The 21,218-nt window shown below is 42.1% G+C and carries 22 protein-coding genes and 1 other RNA gene; 7 read left to right on the forward strand and 16 right to left on the reverse strand.

The features are described from left to right. The first annotated feature begins 195 nt into the window (after window positions 1-195). Complete coding sequence (locus ACXAHI_RS09425) at window positions 196-615, forward strand: VOC family protein (RefSeq protein ID WP_474847296.1); 420 nt, start codon at window positions 196-198, stop codon at window positions 613-615. A 212-nt stretch (window positions 616-827) separates the two neighbouring features. Here the strand turns inward: ACXAHI_RS09425 and ACXAHI_RS09430 are convergent, their stop codons facing one another. Both ACXAHI_RS09430 and ilvD read right to left on the reverse strand, forming a co-directional pair. Beyond that, window positions 828-1,823, reverse strand: a complete 996-nt coding sequence (locus ACXAHI_RS09430) for a nuclease-related domain-containing protein (protein WP_474847297.1) — start codon at window positions 1,821-1,823, stop codon at window positions 828-830. A 107-nt stretch (window positions 1,824-1,930) separates the two neighbouring features. Beyond that, entirely contained in the window at window positions 1,931-3,625 is a 1,695-nt protein-coding gene (gene ilvD, locus ACXAHI_RS09435) for a dihydroxy-acid dehydratase (RefSeq protein WP_474847298.1), read from the reverse strand. A gap of 251 nt (window positions 3,626-3,876) precedes the next feature. Between ilvD and ACXAHI_RS09440 the strand changes: the two genes are divergently transcribed. After that, window positions 3,877-4,686, forward strand: a complete 810-nt coding sequence (locus ACXAHI_RS09440) for a helix-turn-helix domain-containing protein (protein ID WP_474847299.1) — start codon at window positions 3,877-3,879, stop codon at window positions 4,684-4,686. Continuing rightward, window positions 4,683-5,126, forward strand: a complete 444-nt coding sequence (locus tag ACXAHI_RS09445; protein ID WP_474847300.1) for an SRPBCC family protein — start codon at window positions 4,683-4,685, stop codon at window positions 5,124-5,126. The genes ACXAHI_RS09440 and ACXAHI_RS09445 overlap by 4 nt, the downstream gene beginning before the upstream one ends. A gap of 21 nt (window positions 5,127-5,147) precedes the next feature. Here ACXAHI_RS09445 and ACXAHI_RS09450 read toward each other — a convergent pair whose 3' ends face one another. Further along, entirely contained in the window at window positions 5,148-5,306 is a 159-nt protein-coding gene (locus ACXAHI_RS09450) for a DUF1540 domain-containing protein (protein WP_270180019.1), read from the reverse strand. Between the two features lie 159 nt (window positions 5,307-5,465). Here ACXAHI_RS09450 and ACXAHI_RS09455 point away from each other — a divergent pair, with 159 nt between their 5' ends. Continuing rightward, window positions 5,466-6,665 carry an MFS transporter gene (locus ACXAHI_RS09455; protein WP_474847301.1) on the forward strand — a complete coding sequence of 400 codons (1,200 nt, stop codon included), beginning with the start codon at window positions 5,466-5,468 and terminating at the stop codon, window positions 6,663-6,665. Between the two features lie 75 nt (window positions 6,666-6,740). After that, window positions 6,741-7,277, forward strand: a complete 537-nt coding sequence (locus ACXAHI_RS09460; protein ID WP_474847302.1) for a DUF6944 family repetitive protein — start codon at window positions 6,741-6,743, stop codon at window positions 7,275-7,277. 37 nt (window positions 7,278-7,314) lie between these two features. Here ACXAHI_RS09460 and ACXAHI_RS09465 read toward each other — a convergent pair whose 3' ends face one another. Beyond that, window positions 7,315-7,866: a DJ-1/PfpI family protein gene (locus ACXAHI_RS09465; RefSeq protein WP_270180022.1), complete on the reverse strand. Its 552-nt coding sequence runs from the start codon at window positions 7,864-7,866 to the stop codon at window positions 7,315-7,317. Window positions 7,867-8,037: 171 nt separating this feature from the next. On the opposite strand from ACXAHI_RS09465, the gene ACXAHI_RS09470 reads away from it, so the two are divergent. Then, window positions 8,038-8,583, forward strand: a complete 546-nt coding sequence (locus ACXAHI_RS09470; RefSeq protein WP_474847303.1) for a PadR family transcriptional regulator — start codon at window positions 8,038-8,040, stop codon at window positions 8,581-8,583. Window positions 8,584-8,599: 16 nt separating this feature from the next. Then, complete coding sequence (locus ACXAHI_RS09475; protein WP_474847304.1) at window positions 8,600-9,097, forward strand: DUF4188 domain-containing protein; 498 nt, start codon at window positions 8,600-8,602, stop codon at window positions 9,095-9,097. Between the two features lie 62 nt (window positions 9,098-9,159). Here ACXAHI_RS09475 and ACXAHI_RS09480 read toward each other — a convergent pair whose 3' ends face one another. The 12 genes from ACXAHI_RS09480 to ACXAHI_RS09535 form a co-directional block, all read right to left on the reverse strand. Beyond that, a complete protein-coding gene (locus ACXAHI_RS09480; RefSeq protein WP_474847305.1) occupies window positions 9,160-9,858 on the reverse strand; it encodes an SDR family oxidoreductase in 699 nt (232 codons plus the stop codon). A 156-nt stretch (window positions 9,859-10,014) separates the two neighbouring features. Continuing rightward, window positions 10,015-10,407 (reverse strand): DUF1761 domain-containing protein, encoded by a 393-nt coding sequence (locus ACXAHI_RS09485; protein WP_474848125.1) that lies wholly within the window; start codon window positions 10,405-10,407, stop codon window positions 10,015-10,017. 18 nt (window positions 10,408-10,425) lie between these two features. After that, window positions 10,426-11,370: an AraC family transcriptional regulator gene (locus tag ACXAHI_RS09490; protein ID WP_474847306.1), complete on the reverse strand. Its 945-nt coding sequence runs from the start codon at window positions 11,368-11,370 to the stop codon at window positions 10,426-10,428. A 213-nt stretch (window positions 11,371-11,583) separates the two neighbouring features. Beyond that, window positions 11,584-11,942: a transfer-messenger RNA gene (gene ssrA / locus ACXAHI_RS09495) on the reverse strand. Window positions 11,943-12,038: 96 nt separating this feature from the next. Continuing rightward, on the reverse strand, window positions 12,039-12,506 hold the full coding sequence (gene smpB / locus ACXAHI_RS09500; RefSeq protein WP_270180042.1) for an SsrA-binding protein SmpB: 468 nt from the start codon (window positions 12,504-12,506) through the stop codon (window positions 12,039-12,041). Between the two features lie 84 nt (window positions 12,507-12,590). Continuing rightward, window positions 12,591-14,906, reverse strand: a complete 2,316-nt coding sequence (gene rnr, locus ACXAHI_RS09505; RefSeq protein ID WP_474847307.1) for a ribonuclease R — start codon at window positions 14,904-14,906, stop codon at window positions 12,591-12,593. A 33-nt stretch (window positions 14,907-14,939) separates the two neighbouring features. Continuing rightward, window positions 14,940-15,689, reverse strand: coding sequence for an alpha/beta hydrolase (locus ACXAHI_RS09510; RefSeq protein ID WP_474848127.1), 750 nt, complete (start codon window positions 15,687-15,689; stop codon window positions 14,940-14,942). Between the two features lie 221 nt (window positions 15,690-15,910). After that, window positions 15,911-16,141, reverse strand: a complete 231-nt coding sequence (gene secG, locus ACXAHI_RS09515) for a preprotein translocase subunit SecG (RefSeq protein WP_270180044.1) — start codon at window positions 16,139-16,141, stop codon at window positions 15,911-15,913. A 145-nt stretch (window positions 16,142-16,286) separates the two neighbouring features. Beyond that, the gene (gene eno / locus ACXAHI_RS09520; protein ID WP_474847308.1) at window positions 16,287-17,576 is read right to left on the reverse strand and encodes a phosphopyruvate hydratase; all 1,290 of its coding nucleotides are present in this window, start codon (window positions 17,574-17,576) and stop codon (window positions 16,287-16,289) included. A 24-nt stretch (window positions 17,577-17,600) separates the two neighbouring features. Then, window positions 17,601-19,133: a 2,3-bisphosphoglycerate-independent phosphoglycerate mutase gene (gene gpmI / locus ACXAHI_RS09525; protein ID WP_474847309.1), complete on the reverse strand. Its 1,533-nt coding sequence runs from the start codon at window positions 19,131-19,133 to the stop codon at window positions 17,601-17,603. Continuing rightward, window positions 19,126-19,887 carry a triose-phosphate isomerase gene (tpiA, locus tag ACXAHI_RS09530; RefSeq protein WP_474847310.1) on the reverse strand — a complete coding sequence of 254 codons (762 nt, stop codon included), beginning with the start codon at window positions 19,885-19,887 and terminating at the stop codon, window positions 19,126-19,128. Before tpiA ends, gpmI begins: the two co-directional genes overlap by 8 nt. A gap of 33 nt (window positions 19,888-19,920) precedes the next feature. Continuing rightward, window positions 19,921-21,105, reverse strand: a complete 1,185-nt coding sequence (locus ACXAHI_RS09535; protein WP_474847311.1) for a phosphoglycerate kinase — start codon at window positions 21,103-21,105, stop codon at window positions 19,921-19,923. Between the last annotated feature and the right edge of the window lie 113 nt (window positions 21,106-21,218).

Raw genomic sequence — 21,218 nt, forward strand, 5'->3', positions numbered from 1 at the left:
AACGAAATATGTAAAAAATCGTCTACATGGTGAATCCCCTCTCTCTCCCAAAATAAAACATTTTTTTGGAAGAATAATCTTCACCTTAAAATTGAGAAAAGATTAGGAACGTACGTTCTAGACTAGGGGATTGAAATGAGCTATACTATAATGGTGATGAAAGCATTCTACTAACTAAAAAGGAGCGTGTATTTAATGAAGCAACAAGCAGTTCCATACTTTACATTTGAAGGCACAGCGAAAGAAGCATTGAACTATTATAAGGAAGTTTTCGGTGGTGAAATTACGGATCTCCAAACTTTCGGAGATGCAGACTTCGAAACCCCTCCAGGCATGGACGACCGTGTTATGCATGCCCGCTTTAGAAGCGATGGCCTTTACTTCATGGTCTCTGATACGTTCGAAAACCGGAATATAGCTGTAGGAAATAACATTTCTTTAGCACTAGAGCTCGATTCTGAAGAAGAAATCAACGAGATCTATGGACGATTGAAAGAAAGAGGAACTGTCAAAATGGAGCTTCAAGACACGTTTTGGGGCGCAATCTTCGGAAAAGTTAAGGATGCATACGGAATTACGTGGGATTTGAACTTTGAAAAGGCGAAAGCAAAGTAATCATTGAGTGAATGAGAGCCTGTCACGGAGAGTGACGGGTTTTTTTGTGGGGTTTTTGTGGGGGATGTGGCTGGAGCGGGGGTGCAGATGGGTTTTGAAAGGCTAAAAAGAGCCGTTATCCGCGATATTCCGAATATATCCGCGAAAATTTGATTATATCCGCGATTTTTAAGATATATCCGCGAAATCACCTTAGATATCCGCGAAAAGAGTTATTTATCCGCGAAACTCTGAAACTTCACTTTTTCTAGCTGGTATCTACGGCCTTTATTAGTACCAGAATAATTTAGATTAAGCCCTCTTAACAACCTCGTAGCTGCATCACTAGACTCCATCTTCAAAAACCTCCGTACCTCTTGATTCGTAACCCATTCATCCACCAACAAAGCATAATCCCTCAACGCTTCCAGATGAGCATCCCTCGAAACCTCTCCACAATTCATACAACACCACCTCCCATGGAGTCTCTTCATCGGTAAATAGCCACATCGAGGACAGTGAACGCCATCTAAAAGATCAGAGCGCGTAAGTGAGAACCTCTTTAAAACATCGATTTCAAGTGGAGTGTGATGCTTCACGAGCAGGCGTCCTAATCTTTTAACCTCTTTTATCGATAGCATTTCATTCTGATACTTCCTATCAAACTCTTTTATTTTTGTAGGAAGGTAATCACTTTTAATCACTTGAGTAGCTATTCTTTTTGTTTCATTCGTTGCTTTAACAACTGTGCTTTTATTACTTATAACGACGAGGGTTTCAATAGGTAGATCAGAAATTCGATGCTGCCTCATAAACGTTAGTAATTGTAACTGCTGTCGCCTCACCTGGGTTAAGGGATCTGGGAATGCTTCTTCCACCTCACCATTCCTTGACGTTCTAATAAGTTGGTTAAAAACTGGATCAAATAACAAAGTGCCAGAAATATTTTTCACTTCTATCACTAGTAAGTAATACTGAGTTACGACCAATGAGTCGATTTGAAAATAAAATGAGCCGTTAGCGATGCGAATATCATGATAAACGGTATGGTCTTTGCTATTCAGAAAACTAAGAGGAAAATCTAGCGAACGTTCTCCGTGAAAACCAGCTTTATGAATCGCTACTTGTTCTCTGACTTCTTCTATTATTGGCAGGTGTGCGGGAAGACGTTTCATAAGAGCAGATAGTTTGAGGAGGTAATGCGGGGTGTTTCGATGTTTGGCTATCACGTTTTCTTCAGTCCTTTCATCTTTTCACCTAACTAACATTCTCCTCCACTCCCTCCACTCCTCCTCAATAAAAAAAGACCTCCCTCCAAAAGAGGGAAGCCTTCGTGCTATTCAATATCCAAATCCGTTACTGCGCCTTTGGCGGAGGAAGATACGAGTCTTGCATATTTTCCTAGAATACCAGTTTTGTAACGCAATTCTGGTCTGACCCATTCCGCTTTACGCTTTTCAAGTTCGAGATCTGTTACGTTGAAATTGATTTCTTGCGTATCGCTGTCGATCGTAATTGTGTCGCCTTCTTTCAGCAATCCGATTGGGCCGCCAACGAACGCTTCAGGAGAAACGTGGCCGATCACGAACCCGTGAGAACCACCAGAGAATCGACCGTCAGTTAGCAGCGCGACTTTTCCGCCGAGACCTCTACCGACGATCATCGCTGTGATCGAAAGCATCTCTGGCATTCCAGGTCCGCCCTTTGGTCCAACGTTTCGAATAACGAGAACATCGCCTTCTTTGATCTCGTTGTTTTCAATCGCGGTTGTTGCTTCTGCCTCACTGTCGTAAACACGTGCTAGGCCTTCGAAACGACTGATTTTCTGGCCAGACATTTTGGCAACGGCACCTTCAGGGGCTAGGTTACCTCGAAGCACGACAAGAGGACCGTTCGGCTTGATCGGATCGTTGAGGGGCTTGATGACGACTTGTCCTTCCGTTAGAGACTCCACTTCAGCTAAGTTTTCAGCGACCGTTTTACCCGTAACAGTGAGACAATCTCCTTGGAGAAGACCATGTTCATGAAGCAACTTCATGACTGCTGGGACCCCGCCGATTTCATATAGATCTTGCATGACATATTTACCGCTGGGTTTCATATCAGCAATGTGAGGAACGCGCTCACGTACAGTTTCAAAATCATCGAGAGTAAGGTCGACACCAGCTGAATGCGCCATTGCAGTTAGATGAAGAAACGCATTTGTCGATCCTCCAAGTGCCATGACAACGGTAATCGCATTTTCAAAAGCTTTCTTTGTCATGATGTCGCGTGGGTAAATATCCTTTTCTAACAGATTCACGACTAATTCCCCTGCTTGGCGACATTCTGATTCTTTGTAGTCGTTAACGGCAGGTGTTGAAGAAGAACCTGGGATACTCATGCCGAGCGCTTCAACAGCAGATGCCATCGTATTCGCCGTGTACATTCCTCCACATGCACCTGCTCCCGGGCAGGCATTGCATTCTACTTTGTGTAGCTCTTCTTCATTAATATTCCCTTCTTGATATTGGCCGACGGCTTCGAACGAAGAAACGATGTCGATGTCGTTTCCGTTCAGCTTTCCGGGCTGAATCGTACCGCCATATACATAAACGGAAGGGATGTTCATTCTTCCGATCGCCATCATACATCCCGGTGTCGTTTTATCACATCCGCCGATCGCTACGATGCCATCTAATCGTTCTGCGTTTGTAACCGTCTCGATTGAATCAGCGATGATTTCACGGCTAGGAAGAGAATAAAACATGCCCTCATGCCCCATCGCAATCCCATCTGATACCGTAATCGTATTGAAGATCATAGGGGCTCCACCATTATCTCTAGCCCCACCTTTCGCTTCCCTAGCAAGCTTATCAATATGTACGTTACATGGCGTTACTTCGCTCCATGTACTTGCTACGCCGATCATAGGCTTTTTAAAATCTTCATCTGTAAATCCAACCGCTCGAAGCATAGAGCGATTTGGAACCCTGTTGACACCCTCGCTGATCACTTTACTTCGGATGCGTAAATCTTTTTTTTCTGTCATTCTTCTCACCCTTTCTCCTTGCGTGAAAATTAATAATTTTGTTTATTCAAAATTTATATTCTTTGATAATACTAGTTTTCAGCTCCATCTGCAAACCATTATCAGAATTTTTACGTAACATTTTATAGTAAGCGTTTTCTAACCAATTATTACCTGAAAAAATGTCTTTTGATTAAACGCATAACATGTTACTATTAAGTCACATAATAAATGTTACCTTTTAGTAACATGATAAGTTGGGGTGATAAAAATTGGCCATTGATGAGGAGTTAACCGCAACTTTTAAAGCATTAACTCATCCTACAAGGAGAGAAATTCTCGACCTATTGAAAGACGGCCCAAAAACGACAGGGTATTTAGATGAGCAGTTTGAAGACATTAGTCGTTATGCGGTCATGAAACATCTATCTCAACTAGAGGAAGCGAATTTGGTTCTTGTACGGCGAGAAGGGCGTTCGAGGATGAATTACTTGAACGCAGTTCCAATTCAACAAATGTATGACCGCTGGATGGACAAGTACCAGGCAATGAATGCTTCTTCCCTACTATCATTAAAATCTACTCTCGAAAGGGGTACAAACAAAATGGAAACTCAAGGATACAAGCACGACACATTTCAAATCGAGCAAGAAATTCGTATTCAAGCACCGATCGATCAAGTGTTTAAATCGCTAACAGAAGATATCAATTCTTGGTGGGCATATCGACTTTGCGGGGAAGGATCGACCCTCTCTTTTGAGCCAGAGGTTGGCGGTCGTTTTATAGAAGTCGGCGCATCGGGTGAGGCAGGCGCGTTATGGGGAACGATTACGTTCATCAACGCACCGTATGAGATTCGATTAAATGGCTTATTGGGCATGCAAGGAGCAGTTAATAGTGCATATAGCTATAAGCTTCGTGAAGAGGATGGAGAAACCGTCATTGCGTTATCTCATCATGCTTCAGGCTTACTTGATCCTGAATGGCACTCTGCCCATGATGGAGGCTGGAAGGAACTACTCGGTACTTTCTTAAAACAGTATGTAGAAGAAGGTATGACATATCGTGAGCTTCAAAAATGATGGTGGTTAAAACTGAACGAGTCATCAACCGTGATCCTTCTGTCGTATTCGACTATATCTCGAACTTCGAGAATAACCCTGTATGGCAAGGCGGAATGATTGAAGCAGCTTTCACTTCTGAAGGTCCACTTCAGGAAGGGTCAACTTACGACCAAATCGCAACGTTTCTAGGCAAACGAATCATCACCTCATTCGTTGTCACTCGTTTTGAACCGAATACGTGTATTCAAATAGAAAGTGTAACGAGCACGTTTCCAATCAAAGTAACGAGGTCTGTAGAAGCGGCTGAAGAGGGATGTCTTGTAAGGGCAGTTGTTGAAGGGAATCCTGGCGGGCTTTTCAAGCTTGCAACTCCTTTGTTAAAAAAGATGGTGCACCGTTCAGTTGATCAAGATTATCAAAACTTAAAAAACATTCTAGAAAAGCCGGTTCTCGAGTAGAACCGGCTTTGTTTTGGCGTCTTATAGAACACCAGGTTCAAACGTTTTACAATCGGTTTCCTCACTGTTGCTCGCTTTCTTCCCCTTGTGACTCACAACATAGATCTCGTCCGCCTCGCATTTTCTACCATCACGGTTATGGACACAGTTTGCAACTTCACATAGTACATCTAATGCCATGTCTCTCACCTCCTTACCGTTAAGATGAGCATAAAGTATTTTTTTCATGCAGGTGGCACCGTTATCTTCGCTATCTTCACAATAGACAAATATAACCTAATTTTTTTACGGCGTTACGTGATATGATGGTAGAAATATTATGAGATTGAGGGAACAGCTATGTGGAGAAATAAAAATGTATGGATTCTCTTAATTGGGGAATTTGTTGCCGGGCTTGGACTATGGCTTGGTATCATCGGTAACCTTGAATTTATGCAAGAAAAAGTACCATCAGATTTTATGAAAGCCGTCATTCTAGCAGCGGGACTGTTAGCGGGTGTTGCGATCGGTCCACTTGCCGGTCGAATAACGGACCAAGTTAAAAAGAAAACCGTCATGCTTATGGCTGGATTTGTACGTTCATTGAGCGTTGTTTTTATGTTGATTGCGATCCAGACCGGTTCTGTTCTATGGATGGTTGTTTTCTTAGTAATGGTTCAACTGGCAGCAGCTTTTTATTTTCCGGCACTTCAGGCAGCCATTCCACTTATCGTGAAAGAAAAAGATTTACTTCAGATGAACGGAGTCCATATGAACGTCTCTACATTATCACGGATTCTAGGAACAGCAGTTGCAGGGATCTTTCTTGCGATCATGTCTCTCAGCATCATGTACACGATGTCGTTAGTCGCTTATTTACTGTTGTTCATTTTAACCTTTTTCATAAAAATTGATGAAAATAAAGAAACGGGAGCTGCTATTTCTAAAGGTCAGAGCGGGTTTAAAGACTTGTTCCCTATCGTGAAAGAGCTACCGATCGTTATGATGACGCTTATCATGACGATGGTTCCATTGTTATTCATCGGGGGATTTAACCTGTTGGTCATCAACATAAGTGAACTACAAGACAATACATTGATTAAAAGCTGGATCTACACAGCTGAAGGCATCGCATTTATGATCGGAGCATTCACTGTAAAACGCTTCGCTCATAACTTATCTCCGTACACCATTTTGTTCGTATTTTCATTTATTATCGGATTGTCACAGCTCTTGTTATTCTTTGCATGGGTTCCTGTACTGTCTGTGATTGCATTTGCAATTTTTGGATTTTCAGTCGGATGCTTTTTTCCAACCGCTGCGACGATCTTCCAAACAAGGGTACCAAAAGAATACCACGGAAGGTTCTTTTCGTTTCGAAACATGCTCGACCGAATCATCTTCCAAGTTGTGCTCTTGTTAACAGGTCTTATGTTAGATTTGATCGGCCTGCAGTTGATGTGTGTTATGTTCGGTATCCTATCGATCACAATTACCGTTACCTTCTTCACAAAATATAAAGCTGGTCAAAAAGCTAATTTAACAATCAAAGTAAGCTAACGACTCAACTTTCGAACCAAACTAAGGGAAATTGTATACACTATGTTAGGACTACTATAGAGTAGGCGATTTTCAATGGACAATCAAACAAAGGCTGTATTAGGTTCCTGGATCCAAGCGATAGGAACCATTTTGGCTGCAACTGGCAGTACACCATTTAAATCATTGAGTGACGAGCTAAAGAATGCCCTTAACCTGATTGGAAACGTCATGCAAGGTACAGGCAATGCTTTGATTGCAGATACCGTTGAAACCTTTAATCTGAATAAAGTAGGAAACCAAATTCAAGCTGTTGGTAATTCAACAGTTGTCGCTGGCATCCTTATAGATAGTGATTCACGCATCAGTCAGATCCTCAATATTGATGGAAACTGGCTCCAGGCGCTTGGAGGAAGTGCTTCGCTTGGAGATGCGTTCGAACAAACGCCTTCAGAGGAACAACTTTATAACATCTATGGGAACTTACTTCAGGTCATCGGTAACTCACTCCAAGCTGTATCAGGAGCGCAAGAACTTAAAGGCAAAGAAGCACAAAATCTCAATGTAGTGGGTAGTTGGATCCAAGCAGTTGGATCTGTCATTTCAGCTATCGGCCAAACTAAATATCCGTAAATAAAAATCCCTGGTGGCAGCACCAGGGATTTTAGCATTATCGCAGTAGCGTTAAGAATTCCTTCATAAATTGTGGCAAGTCAGGCCATGCTTGTCCTGACACTAGGTTACGATGCGTGTGGACCTGTTCTTCGCTATATGTAGCGCCACAAGCTGTAACGTCTGGTTTACATGCTGGGTAAGCTGTATACTCTCTTCCTTCCATCACATCAGACACGACACTCAGCACTTGTGCTGCGTGGCAGATCGCTCCTACAGGCTTATTTTCTTCAAAAAAGTGACGCAGAATATTCGGCACATGCTCATCAAGTCGAATGTACTCCGGTGCACGGCCACCTGGAATGATTAACCCATCAAAATCAGAAGGATCGATTTCTTTAAATGAAGTGTGCGCTTCGATTCCATATGCAGGCTTTTCTACATACGTCTCCATCTCTCCGGTGAAATCGTGACAGACCGTCTGCAACTTCTTCGCTGATGGGGCAGCAATCGTCACTTCTAACCCTTCCTCTAGACAACGATAATACGGATAGAACACTTCAAGCGCCTCGACAGCATCGCCAGTGATCATCAACACTTTTTTGCTCATTGAAAAGCACCTCCACCATAGTTATTACGTCAATTCCATACCCTTATTTTGAAATCGAATAACCACAATGACAGTATTTTTTAGATTATTCCCACAATACCCTTTACTAATTTAAGGAAATTGGTTATATTATATCTATAAGATATATATCAAATAGATATAGGTGAACATATGACAAAAATAAACCATACGAAATATGCAATCTTAGGAATACTTACGACAGGTTGCCAGACAGGATATGGCATAAAGCAAATGATTGATGGGAGTTTAAATCATTTCTGGAAAATTAGCTACGGGCAAATCTATCCCACTTTAAAAGACTTAGTGGCTGAAGGATTGGCAACTAGCGAGAAAACGCCTCAAGAAGGCAAGCCAGACAAAATTGAATACCACCTTACTCCAAAAGGAAAAGAATCTTTGCAAGACTGGCTTCAACTTCCCTTACAATCTGTTCAACCTGAGAAAAACGAACTCCTTCTCAAGCTATTCTTCAGTAGACATCAACCAACAGATATCACAACTAATTTACTCGATCAATACGCAGAAATCCTCCAAGATCGACTCCAAACGTACAATGGAATCGAAACGATGATTTTAGAGACTTCGAGTGATAAAGCGGACGCACGATACTGGCTATTCACAATCGATTATGGTAAACGTACGACACAGGCTGCACTTGAGTGGTGTGAGGAAACACGTAAGTCTTTATTAACATAACAGGGAGGATTTTAAGATGAGTAAAGAAGTTTTTCCTGGAAGGTATACGACTGAGGGAGATCAGGATGTTGTTGTATTCGTTATTGGTATGAGAGTTAACAAATGGTGGGCGATTCACAAGTGGCTGCCCGTGTTTACAGCGATGCCAGGCATGATCAAAGAGCTACTAACAAACAAAAGTCTCGGGTGCCTTTCAATGGAGTCATTCTTTGGGCGTACGACGTTAATGATTCAGTACTGGCGATCAACTGAAGATTTACTCTCTTATGCACATGGACATAAACACCTTGCTGCCTGGAAAAACTTTAATAAAAGAGTAGGAGATAATGGAGCTGTCGGCATCTATCATGAAACATATATTGTGCCACAAGAAAATAGTGAGTGCTTCTATGGAAACATGCCAAAATTCGGATTATCAAAAGCGCTAGGACATACACCGATTACACCGAGGAAAAATTCAGCAAGAAAGCGGCTCGGTTCAATCAGACAATCAAAAAATGAAGCATCTACTTAAACTAGTAAGATCCCCTCCTGCATCAGAGGGGATCTTTTTAATTCATTCCTTTCTATCTCAGACTACCAATCAATCTCTTTACGATCTCTAAAGAACTTCCCTGTCGTGGTCACATCTCCCAAGGAAAGCCATACCGCAGTATCCGCTCCATCGGTCACAGACCTCATAGCACCTTCTCCGCCCATAGCTGTTTTAACCCAGCCTGGACACATAGCATTGACTTTGATCCCTTTATCTCGAAGCGCATCGGCTAATTGAATCGTAACGATGTTTAATGCGGCTTTTGATAATGAGTAAGCAGGATGTGACTCTCCAATGCTGTTACCAGAACCAAGACCGCTCGATACATTGATAACTCGACCGTTTTCACTATTCTTAAGTAACGAGATCAATGCTTGAGTTAAGTAAAGCGGACCATACGTGTTCGTTTCCATCGTTTTTGAAAGAGTTTCACGATCTACTTCTAATACAGTGAAATCTTGATCGATGAAAATCCCCGCATTGTTAATGAGAATATCGAGTTTATGAAAATCTTTGTAAATCTCGCTATACAAATGCTTTATACTACTATCGCTCGTTATGTCTAGTTCATAAAAATGAACGTCGAAGCCCTCTTCTTTTAAATCTTCCATCGCTTTTACGCCTTTATCTTTATCTCTTGCAGTCATGAGAACTGTGACGCCTTGCTTCCCTAACTGACGTGCGATCTCAAAACCGATTCCTCTATTTGAACCAGTTACAAGTGCAGTTTTCGTACCCATTTGCATCAACTCCTCATGTCCTAAGTAGGTATCTCATATCCTTTCCACAAATCGCTTAGAAAAAAACGTGTTGGACGACGGAAATATATTCTTTACAATTCTAGCAATAAGTATAGCCCGAGACTCTAAACGAAAAAACCACCTTTAGTGGTGGTTTTAGTTCGTAAATATTCCATGTAACGCGCCAAGTAAAGTAAAGATAACAAGGTGATCACCTATCGCAATATAAAAAGCTCTTCTACTCAACAATCCAAACTTGTGGTTCTTCAAATATACAAATGTGATGATCGTACCAATTAAGAGCCCTATCCCTAACCCCGATAATATTCCAGTCGTTCCGCTTATCGAAACAAATAACGCTACAATGAATGACGAGACGAATGCCGTTATCACCGCAATGACGTATTTCAACGGACCTGCTGAAGCTTGTTGTAAAAATTGTTCATTTCCACTTTTCTTTTTATCGGACAACAATACCGAATAATAAATACCTCCATAAATCATATAAAGTAGTCCACCTGCAATAACACCGATAATACTGATCGACATCACTCTGATTCCTCCAATTCATTTAGGCTCAATCGCTAAGCCTATCGCCTTTATTTTACATGTAACGTGTAAAGACCCTTCCTCCTGCTCTAATTGAACAAGTTCAATCGGATTACTAAGATAACGGTATCCACTCTTCGGTAACCAGATGCTATATAATTCTGAATAACACTCAATGATTTTACTTCTGTCTTGATAATCGAGCAGTTCATCGAATTCATACAACACATGATTTCCACCATTAAACTCTCCAACCACTTCATCACTCGTGCTCATATGCTCTGATTTTTCTAACCCTATACAGCACTCATAGAGGCTTTTTTCTGGAGGCGTAATGTATGGGTTGTTCTTAGGTACTCCAAACATTAACAGTTCATCAGTGGGATAACCTCTAGCATTAGCCCAGTGATAGAGTTCCGCCCACACATCTTGAACTCCCTCCGTATAAGGACCTTTGCTATAGCGTTTAACAGTTGCACAGCTCGATAAGGAAACAGTCTTCACGTTGGATAGATCTAAATAACTAAATTCATTATAAGTGCTTTGTTCAAAGTTCTCTTTCATATTTTTGTTATAAAGTTTAGATTTCTTGCTATCTTGGTATTCTCTAGCAAAACGCTCCAAGTATGCTCCTTCTCGCCACTTTTTTGGGTTGGTTTGAAAGTAATCGTTAAATGAATAGGTAAAATAGGACAATGAGGAAAAACCACATTGATGAGCAATCGTTGTAATCGACATCGTAGGCTCGTAAATTAGAAAATGAGCAGCTTTTTCTAACCGAAGTCTTTTAATATAACTTGCCGGTGATTCTCCAACTATTTTCGTAAACAATCGCTGAAAGTAAAATGGAGAATAGGTAGAGATCTCAGCAAGGGTATGTAATGGTAATGATTCTGTTAAATTTGCTTCGATGTATTCTAGTACTTTACTTACATGCTTCGTTTGTTCTGCATCTGTATACACGATAAAACTCCTTTACGTTCAGCCTATAGATAGTATCGGCTAATCAGACATGTTGTCATAAGTTTATCACGATAAAAAAACGGACTCGAGGTTGTTGAGTCCGTTTTGGTGCTAAAAGAAGCGAATATAATCAGAGCTGTGGTTGTTTGATCGAATGTAATGTGACTATTTTTGTAGTAAAAAAAGACATAAAAAAACCACCAACATATGTATTGGTGGAGACGGTGGGAGTCGAACCCACGTCCAGAAATATCGGCACTTAAGCTTCTACGAGTGTAGTCGTTATATTAGCGTTTCACTACAATTCGGCCTAACGACAGGCTTCCTTGCAGCTAGTCTGATTGATCTCTTCCAACTTTCCTCAGACGGTGGATCGTTGGCGTATCCCACTTAAGTTGAGTCCCTTACCCTACCACATGGGCGATGGAGGGAGGAACCGCAAAGCAGTTTATGCTGCTAGTGCGAAGTTGTTGTTTTCTTTGCCAATTATAGGCGTGGCGTTTTTAACGTAGCTCGCCAACTCGACTCGCGACTTAAGCTCGACCTATCCCTGTCGAATCCGTAACGTCCCCATGTGAATGAGAACCGAAAACGGAAGCGCTTAGCGCTTATTAACTTGTTTCGGTACTTTTTAGTATAACATATGAGCGTTTGTAATCAACTGGAAATTATATCTTCTGACGCTCTTTCAGAGCTTTGTCGATCTCACGCTTCATTGTTTTTTGTTTTAGATCTTGACGCTTATCATACTTTTTCTTACCTTTTGCAAGACCTATTAGAACTTTTGCATATCCGTTCTTTATATAGAGCTTTAAAGGAATAAGCGTATAGCCTTGCTCTTTCGTAAGTCCGATCAGTTTATCTATTTCTTTACGCTTCATCAGTAGCTTACGAGTACGTGTAGGATCATGGTTATATCTGTTCCCTTGCTCATACTCATTGATGTGCATATTGATCAAGTAAACTTCGCCCTTACGAATGATCGCATGAGAATCCTTCAGGTTCACGCGTCTTGCTCGGATGGATTTAATTTCAGTTCCTTGTAAAACAAGCCCTGCTTCGTACGTTTCTTCAACTGAATAATCATGTCTTGCTTTCTTATTTTGAGCAATAAGATTTCCATCACCTTTTGGCATGACCGTTCCCCCTCTCAAGCGTCAAAAACCAGTATAACAAGATGGTCAGAATAAGTCAAGATGACTCATTCCGACCAGCTGTAGTTATCGTTTACCTGGCTTACGTTTTTTCTTTTTAGACTTCTTAGTGCCTTGACTGTTTTTTGGTGGCGTAAACTTACGCTTTTTCGCGCCAGCATCTGTCGTCTTGTTAGACTTCCCACGCTTCTTACGTTTTCCACCTTGAATGACCTTAGGACTTTCTTTACGACGTCGCTGTTTCGGCGGCTTCATTCCAACGATTTCAAAGTCGATTGCTCGTTCATCAACGTTAACGTTTTGAACACGAATTGAAATCTCATCGCCGATTCGATAAACATTCCCTGTACGTTCACCGATCATAGCGTACGCGCCTTCGTCATAATGGTAATAGTCGTCGGTTAAGTAACTCACATGGACGAGGCCTTCGATCGTGTTAGGAAGTTCAACAAACAGACCGAAGTTCGTAACGCCACTGATCACACCTTCAAACTCTTCCCCAACTTTATCTTCCATAAACTGCGCTTTCTTCAAATCATCGGTTTCACGCTCGGCATCGACAGCTCTTCTTTCCATCGCTGAAGCATGCTGGGCGATCTCTCCAAGGGCAGCTTGCCACTTCTCACGCGTTTGATTGTCTACCTTCTTCTCAAATAGATACGTACGGATCAAACGGTGTACGATCAAGTCAGGATAACGACGTATTGGAGAGGTAAAATGAGTATAGAAATCAGTTGAAAGTCCAAAGTGTCCAAGGCTCTCTGGGAAGTACTTAGCCTGTTGCATCGAACGAAGCATGATCTTACTAATGACTGCTTCTTCTGGCTCACCTCTTACTTCCTCTAATAATTCTTGAAGTGCACGAGGGTGTACGGTATTCGCATTACCTCGAATCGCATACCCGAAGTTCGTAATGAACTCAAAAAACGTATCTAGCTTTTCAGAGTCGGGATCTTCGTGAATACGATACATAAACGGAACATCCATCCAGTGGAAATGCTGCGCGACCGTTTCGTTAGCTACGAGCATGAATTCTTCGATAAGGCGCTCAGCTACAGATCGTTCTCTTAACACGATGTCATGCGGGCTACCTTCATCATCCACGAGAACTTTTGCTTCAGCGAAATCAAAGTCGATCGCGCCACGTTCGAAGCGGTTTTTACGCAGGATATCTGCAAGTTCACCCATACCATCAAAGAACGGCACGAGAGATTTATATCGTTCGATTACCTCATCATCTTCACGATTTAATATTTTTCGTACATCAGTGTACGTCATTCGTTCTGTCGTCTTAATTACACTTGGGAAAATTTCATGATGAACCACTTCACCACTTGGCGTGATTTCCATTTCACATGAAATCGTTAAGCGATCAACTTTAGGGTTCAAACTACAAATCCCATTGGATAAGCGATGGGGAATCATCGGGATAACGCGATCAACAAGATAGACGCTCGTCCCACGTTCCAACGCTTCTTGGTCAATCGGTGAGTTTTCTTTTACATAATACGTCACGTCTGCAATGTGAACGCCCAGCTTATAGTTTCCGTTTGATAATTTCTCAACGTTAACAGCATCATCAAGGTCTTTGGCATCTGCACCATCGATCGTTACTATCGTTTCGTTTCGCAGATCTCGTCGACCTTCAATTTCTTTCTCATCGATCTGATCGGGCGTGTTTGTCGCTTGTTCCATAGCAGCATCAGGAAATTCTCCCGGAAGCTCATGTTTGTGGATGATAGAAAGAATATCAACACCAGGATCATTTTTATGACCGAGAATTTCCGTTATCTTTCCTTCCGCACTCATTCTTCCTTCTGGATATTTTGTAATCTCAACAACTACCTTGTGACCATCAACGGCTCCAGCAGTTGAGCCTTTTGGAATAAAAATATCATGTGGAATTCGTTTATCATCCGCTATAACAAAACCAAAGTGCTTGCTATCAGAATATGTTCCAACGGTTCGCTTCACACCACGCTCGATGATTCTAATTACGGTTCCTTCAGGGCGAGAGCCGGAGGATTTAGAATGCAAACGCACGATGACACGGTCACCGTTCATCGCTCCATTCAAATCGCCTTGATTAATGTAAACATCCTTCTCATCCGTTTCGCCTTCTGCGAGTAGAAACGCGAATCCTTTCGCATGAACCTGAAGTTTACCACGAACGAGGTTCATCTTCTCTGGTAAACCATATCGATTCGTGCGGGTCCTCACAATCAAACCATCGTCTTCCATCATATTTAACGTTTGAACGAAATCTTTGAATTCACTCGAATCTTGAATGCCGAACACTTCTTCAAGTTCTTTAACCGTTAATGGTTTATATGCCTCGTCTTTCATGTAGCTCAATATTTTTTGTACATGTTCTTCTGCCATATCGTTTCACCTTCCTTCAAACAAATTAACGTATTATTCTTTCCAATCAAGTCCGTTAAGAAATTCGAGCACATCCTCATGAAGCACTTCTTTTTCTTTTCCTAACGTGATGACATGAGTTGAATTTTCATACCATTTTAAGCTTTTCTCATCAGATTCGATATTGTCATGAATGACATTCGCACTATCCGTATTGATCATTTCATCGTGTCTCGCTTGGACGACGAAAGTAGGTGCATAGATCATATCAATGTTATCTCTGACATCGTAGATCAAATCTCGTAATTCACCTAGTGTATTCATCGGTGTTTCTTTGAACGCTTCCATTTCCTCTTCAATCTGTTCAGGAGATTTACGCTCGTATTTTTTATATTCTCTCGCATATGCGAGTACGCCCTCATACATCGTTTCTTCGTCTTTCATATCCATCGGCGCACACATGGGTACGATTCCCTTTACAGGAACAGTATAGCCGAGCTTTAAGGAAAATACGCCTCCGAGTGATAATCCCACTACTGCAATCTCGTCATGGCCCATTTCCTTGAGCTTGTTATATCCTTCTTGAACATCTTTCCACCAATCAGACGGACCTGTATGTACTAGTTCTTCAGGCGGTACGCCGTGTCCTTTGTATTGCGGTGCATGACAAGTGTAGCCCTGCTCTTGTAAATACCTGCCCATCATTCGGACGTCGGCTGAATTTCCTGTAAAACCATGAAGCATCAATACCGCCCTATTGCCTCCTTCGAATGTAAAAGGCTTTGGTGCAACAACTTTCATGATGTGTTTCCTCCTTCGAAAGCTCTACCTCTCTCATGTAGCTTTTCCTTTGATTAGTTTGATTATAAATTCTATCTGTATTTTACCTTTTCCATCAGGGAGGCTAAAGGAAAGTGCTCCTTACAATTTCCTACCCTGTATGGTTATGTAGAAAACCATCGAGTTTTTTTGGCTTTTGAGAAATAAAAAAGCAGCAAGTGGTTCATCACTTGCTGCCTCCTGCGTTACACGAGGTACGCAACTAAAATAGAAAGAACAAAGAATAATACGGCGAGTACGACCGTCACTTTATTTAATACGGCTTCAAAACCGCGAGCTTTTTGCTTTCCGAATAACTGTTCAGCGCCACCAGTAATTGCTCCCGATAAACCTGCGCTTTTACTTGATTGAAGCAATACGACAGTGATTAGTAAGATCGATACGATGATTAACGCAATAGATGCTGCTAGATGCATGATTCCACCTCCCGGACATTAACCTTCCAATACTATAAATTTACCACAAAAATTTCAATAAAAGCAATAAATTTCGGAAACCCTCGTTACTTTAAGCCTAACACAAAAACCCCCTCATGATTAACATGAGGGGGAGTAAATGACCTTACTTGTTCGCAAGGTTATAAAAGCTTGTCTTACCACCGTATACTGCAAGGTGCTCAAGCTCATCTTCGATACGAAGAAGCTGGTTGTACTTCGCAACGCGGTCCGTACGAGACGGTGCGCCTGTTTTAATTTGTCCAGCGTTTGTTGCAACAGCGATGTCAGCGATCGTTGTATCTTCTGTTTCACCAGAACGGTGAGAGATAACTGCTGTGTAACCAGCGCGCTTCGCCATTTCGATTGCTTCGAACGTTTCAGTAAGTGTACCGATTTGGTTCACTTTGATTAGGATTGAGTTACCAACACTGCGCTCGATACCTTCAGAAAGTTTGTTTGTGTTAGTAACGAATAGATCGTCACCAACAAGCTGTACTTTCTCACCAAGTGCTTGAGTTAGCTTCTCCCAGCCTTCCCAATCGTTTTCATCTAGACCATCTTCAATGGAGATGATTGGGTACTTCTCGCAAAGTTGGCTATAGAATTCAATCATTTCTTCAGATGTCTTAACGACACCTTCACCAGCAAGATCGTACTTGCCATCTTTGTAGATTTCAGAAGATGCTACATCAAGAGCTAGCATAACTTCTTCGCCAGGCTTGTAGCCAGCTTTTTCAATTGCTTCGATGATCGTTTGGATCGCTTCTTCGTTTGAACCAAGGTTAGGAGCGAATCCACCTTCGTCACCTACAGAAGTGTTAAGGCCTTTTTCTTTAAGAACACCTTTTAAGCTGTGGAAGATCTCTGCACCAGTACGTAGTGCTTCCTTGAAAGAAGGTGCGCCAACAGGCATAACCATGAATTCTTGGATGTCTACGTTGTTATCAGCATGTTCGCCACCGTTTAGGATGTTCATCATCGGTGTTGGAAGAGTTTTCGCGTTGAATCCACCAAGGTACACATATAGTGGAAGCTCAAGCTCTTCAGCAGCTGCACGAGCTACAGCCATAGAAACACCTAGGATCGCGTTAGCGCCTAGTTTCGCTTTGTTGTCAGTACCGTCCATATCGATCATCATGTTGTCGATACCAAGCTGGTCGTATACGCTCATGCCTACTAGCTCAGGAGCGATTGTTTCGTTAATGTTTGCTACTGCTTTTTCTACACCTTTACCAAGGTAACGGCCTTTGTCGCCATCACGAAGCTCAACTGCTTCGTATTCACCAGTGGATGCACCTGAAGGTACCATTGCGCGTGCTTTTACGCCCGCATCTGTAAATACTTCTACTTCAACTGTTGGATTGCCACGAGAGTCTAGGACTTCGCGTGCATAAACGTCAGTAATGATTGGCATAATGTCATCTCCTTTTAATGTGAATTACTTAATTAACGATTTTCCTGTCATTTCTTTAGGTTGGTTTCCACCTAGTAATTCAAGAAGGGTTGGTGATAAGTCCGCAAGAATACCATCTGTACGAAGCTCTACTCCTTCTTTCGTTACGATTACAGGTACCGGACTCGTTGTATGTGCTGTCATCGCATCACCATCGAGTGTAGTCACTTCATCCGAGTTCCCGTGGTCAGCGGTAATGATTGCATTTCCCCCTTTTTCTTTAATCTTGTCAACGATCTTACCTAGACATTCGTCAACAGCTTCGATGGCTTTGACTGTAGGTTCGAGCATTCCGGAATGCCCTACCATGTCAGGGTTAGCAAAATTCAAGATGATTGCATCATGTTTATCCGCATCGAGTTCTTTTAGTAACGCGTCCGTTACTTCATAAGCACTCATTTCCGGCTTCAAATCATAGGTTGCAACCTTAGGGGAATCAATTAAAATACGCTCTTCCCCTGGGAATTCCTCTTCACGTCCACCGCTAAAGAAGAACGTTACGTGAGGATATTTTTCAGTTTCTGCGATACGAAGCTGAGTATAGTCTTGCTGAGATAGCACCTCACCAAGCGTATTATCTAAGTTAACTGGTTTGAAAGCTACGTCTCCACCCACAGTTTCACTGAAGTGTGTCAAAGATACAAAGTAAATGTCTTTCGGACGGTTTTCTCCACGGTCAAAGCCACGGAAATCCTCGTTCGTAAAGACTTGTGAAATCTGAATTGCTCGGTCGGGACGGAAGTTAAAGAAGATGACTGCATCTTCGCTATCTACCGTCGCAATTGGAGAGCCGTCTTCTTCAGTTAGCACTGAAGGAAGAACGAACTCATCGTAGATTTCATTCTTGTAGTTATCATCGATCACTTCAAATGGATCTTTGTAAGATGGACCTTCACCATAAGCAATCGCCTGGTAAGATTTCTCTACTCGGTCCCATCGCTTATCACGATCCATCGAATAGTAACGGCCCGAAATCGTTGCAAGGCGCCCTACTCCGAGGTCGTCCATCTTATCTTGAAGCTGTTTGATGTAGGTCTTCGCTGATTTCTGACCAACATCTCTACCATCTAGAAAGCCATGAACATAAACATTCTTTACACCTTTTTTAGCTGCAAGCTCAAGTAGAGCGAAAAGGTGCTTGATGTGACTATGAATTCCACCATCTGAAAGAAGGCCGAACAAGTGTAGGCTTGTTCCCTTTTCGATAGCGTGATCCATCGCTTCAATAAATGTTTGGTTTTCATAGAAGTCGCCTTCTTTAATAGCAAGATTCACTCTCGTTAAACTTTGATATACGATACGGCCGGCACCGATATTCAAGTGTCCAACTTCAGAGTTACCCATTTGTCCGTCTGGAAGACCAACAGCCTCTCCAGACGCTTCAAGAGTTGCATGTGGGAACTGATTCCAATAGCGATCAAAATTAGGCTTATTCGCCTGTGCTACTGCATTTCCTTTCTCTTCATCTCTTAGGCCAAAGCCATCGAGAATGATAAGAGCATTTGGCTTTTTAGGCATTCTGACCAGCCTCCAAAAGCTGTAGGAAAGACTTCGCATCAAGACTAGCGCCACCAACAAGAGCACCATCGATATCAGACTGACTCATAAGCTCTTCAATATTAGCAGGTTTTACACTGCCACCGTACTGAATTCGAACAGCGTTTGCTGTCTCTTCAGTCGTTTCTTCTTTAAGAACGTTACGAATAAATGCACAAACTTCATTCGCCTGCTCGCTCGTTGCTGTTTTACCAGTTCCGATTGCCCAGATTGGTTCATAAGCAATAACAGATTGCGCAACTTGTTCGTTCGTCAAGCCAGCGATAGCTTTTTGAACTTGAACCTTCACAACGTCTTCCGTTACATTGCTTTCACGCTGTTCTAACGTTTCACCAACGCAAATGATCGGCGTCATATTGTGTTTGAACGCAGCATGGACTTTTTGATTTACGATTTCGTCCGTTTCACCAAACAGTTCACGACGCTCAGAGTGACCAAGGATGACATATTCTACGCCAAGATCGTTAAGTGCTACAGGGCTAATTTCCCCTGTGAACGCACCGTTCTCTTCAAAGTGCATGTTTTGTGCACCAGTCATTAGCGCATTGTCTTTAAGCTCATCCGTTAGATAATCAAGGAAAAGAGCTGGAGCACAGACGACTGAATCCACGCGGTCTGTACTTGGAATAAGTCCTTTTACTTCATCGACGAAGTTCTTCGTTTCAGTAAGTGTTTTGTTCATCTTCCAGTTCCCTGCGATGATTGGTTTACGCATGTTCACTCACCATCCTTTTGGTAGTAATGTAAATTATTTATCGTTGAGTGCAACCACTCCTGGAAGGTCTTTACCCTCCATGAACTCAAGTGATGCACCGCCGCCAGTAGAAATATGGCTCATACGGTCAGCATAACCAAACTTCTCAACAGCTGCTGCGGAGTCTCCGCCACCGATAACTGAGTAAGTATCGTTAGCATCAGCAAGTGCTTCAGCTACTGCCTTCGTACCATTCGCATACACATCTAGTTCGAAAACTCCCATTGGGCCATTCCAAATAACGAGTTTGGAATCTTGGATAACGCTTTTGTACGTTTCTCTTGTTTTTGGTCCGATATCAAGAGCTTCCCAATCAGATGGAATTTCCTCGATGCTAACTGCTTTCGTGTTCGCATCGTTAGAAAAGTCGTCGCCAATGATGACATCTTCAGGCATATAGAAATTAACGCCTTTTTCTTTTGCTTTATCCATAAAGGATTTCGCAAGCTCGATCTTATCTTCTTCAAGAAGAGATTTACCGATCTCATGGCCAAGTGCTTTTACAAATGTATAAGCAAGACCACCACCGATGATCAAGTTGTCCACTTTATCGAGCAAGTGATCGATCACACCGATCTTATCTTTCACCTTCGCACCACCTACGATTGCAGTGAATGGACGAGAAGGCTCTGTTAATGCACTACCAAGTACTTCAAGCTCTTTTTCCATTAAGAAACCAGCTACAGCAGGAATGTGATGTGCGATCCCTTCAGTTGAAGCATGAGCACGGTGAGCTGCTCCGAATGCGTCGTTCACGAAAAGATCTGCCATTTTAGCAAATTCTTTCGCAAGGTCAGCATCGTTCTTCTCTTCACCAGCTTCAAAACGTACGTTTTCGATCAATAGAAGGTCACCTTCTTCAAGATCACTGATCGCACGGTTTACTTCATCACCATAGACTGCATCTGTTTTCGTGACAGTCTTGCCAATAAGGTCACTTAAACGATCAGCTACAGGATCAAGACGAAGTTCATCGACAACTTCACCTTTTGGACGCCCAAGATGACTTGCTAAAATCACCTTTGCACCTTGCTCAGATAGATACTGAATCGTAGGAAGGGCTGCTTTGATACGCGTTTCATCTGTGACGGCTCCATTTTCCATAGGTACGTTGAAATCAACGCGGCAAAATACCGTTTTACCTTGCAACGCTACGTCACGAATCGATTTTTTGTTCATAGTGGGATTCCTCCTTTGCACGTCTTAATGAAGATAAATGTCTCACATAAAAGTGACGTACTGATCATTTATCCTAAAACAGAGCTAAAAAAACCAATGGAAAAGGAGGAAGG

Source organism: Anaerobacillus sp. ABD4_527 (assembly GCF_056160805.1).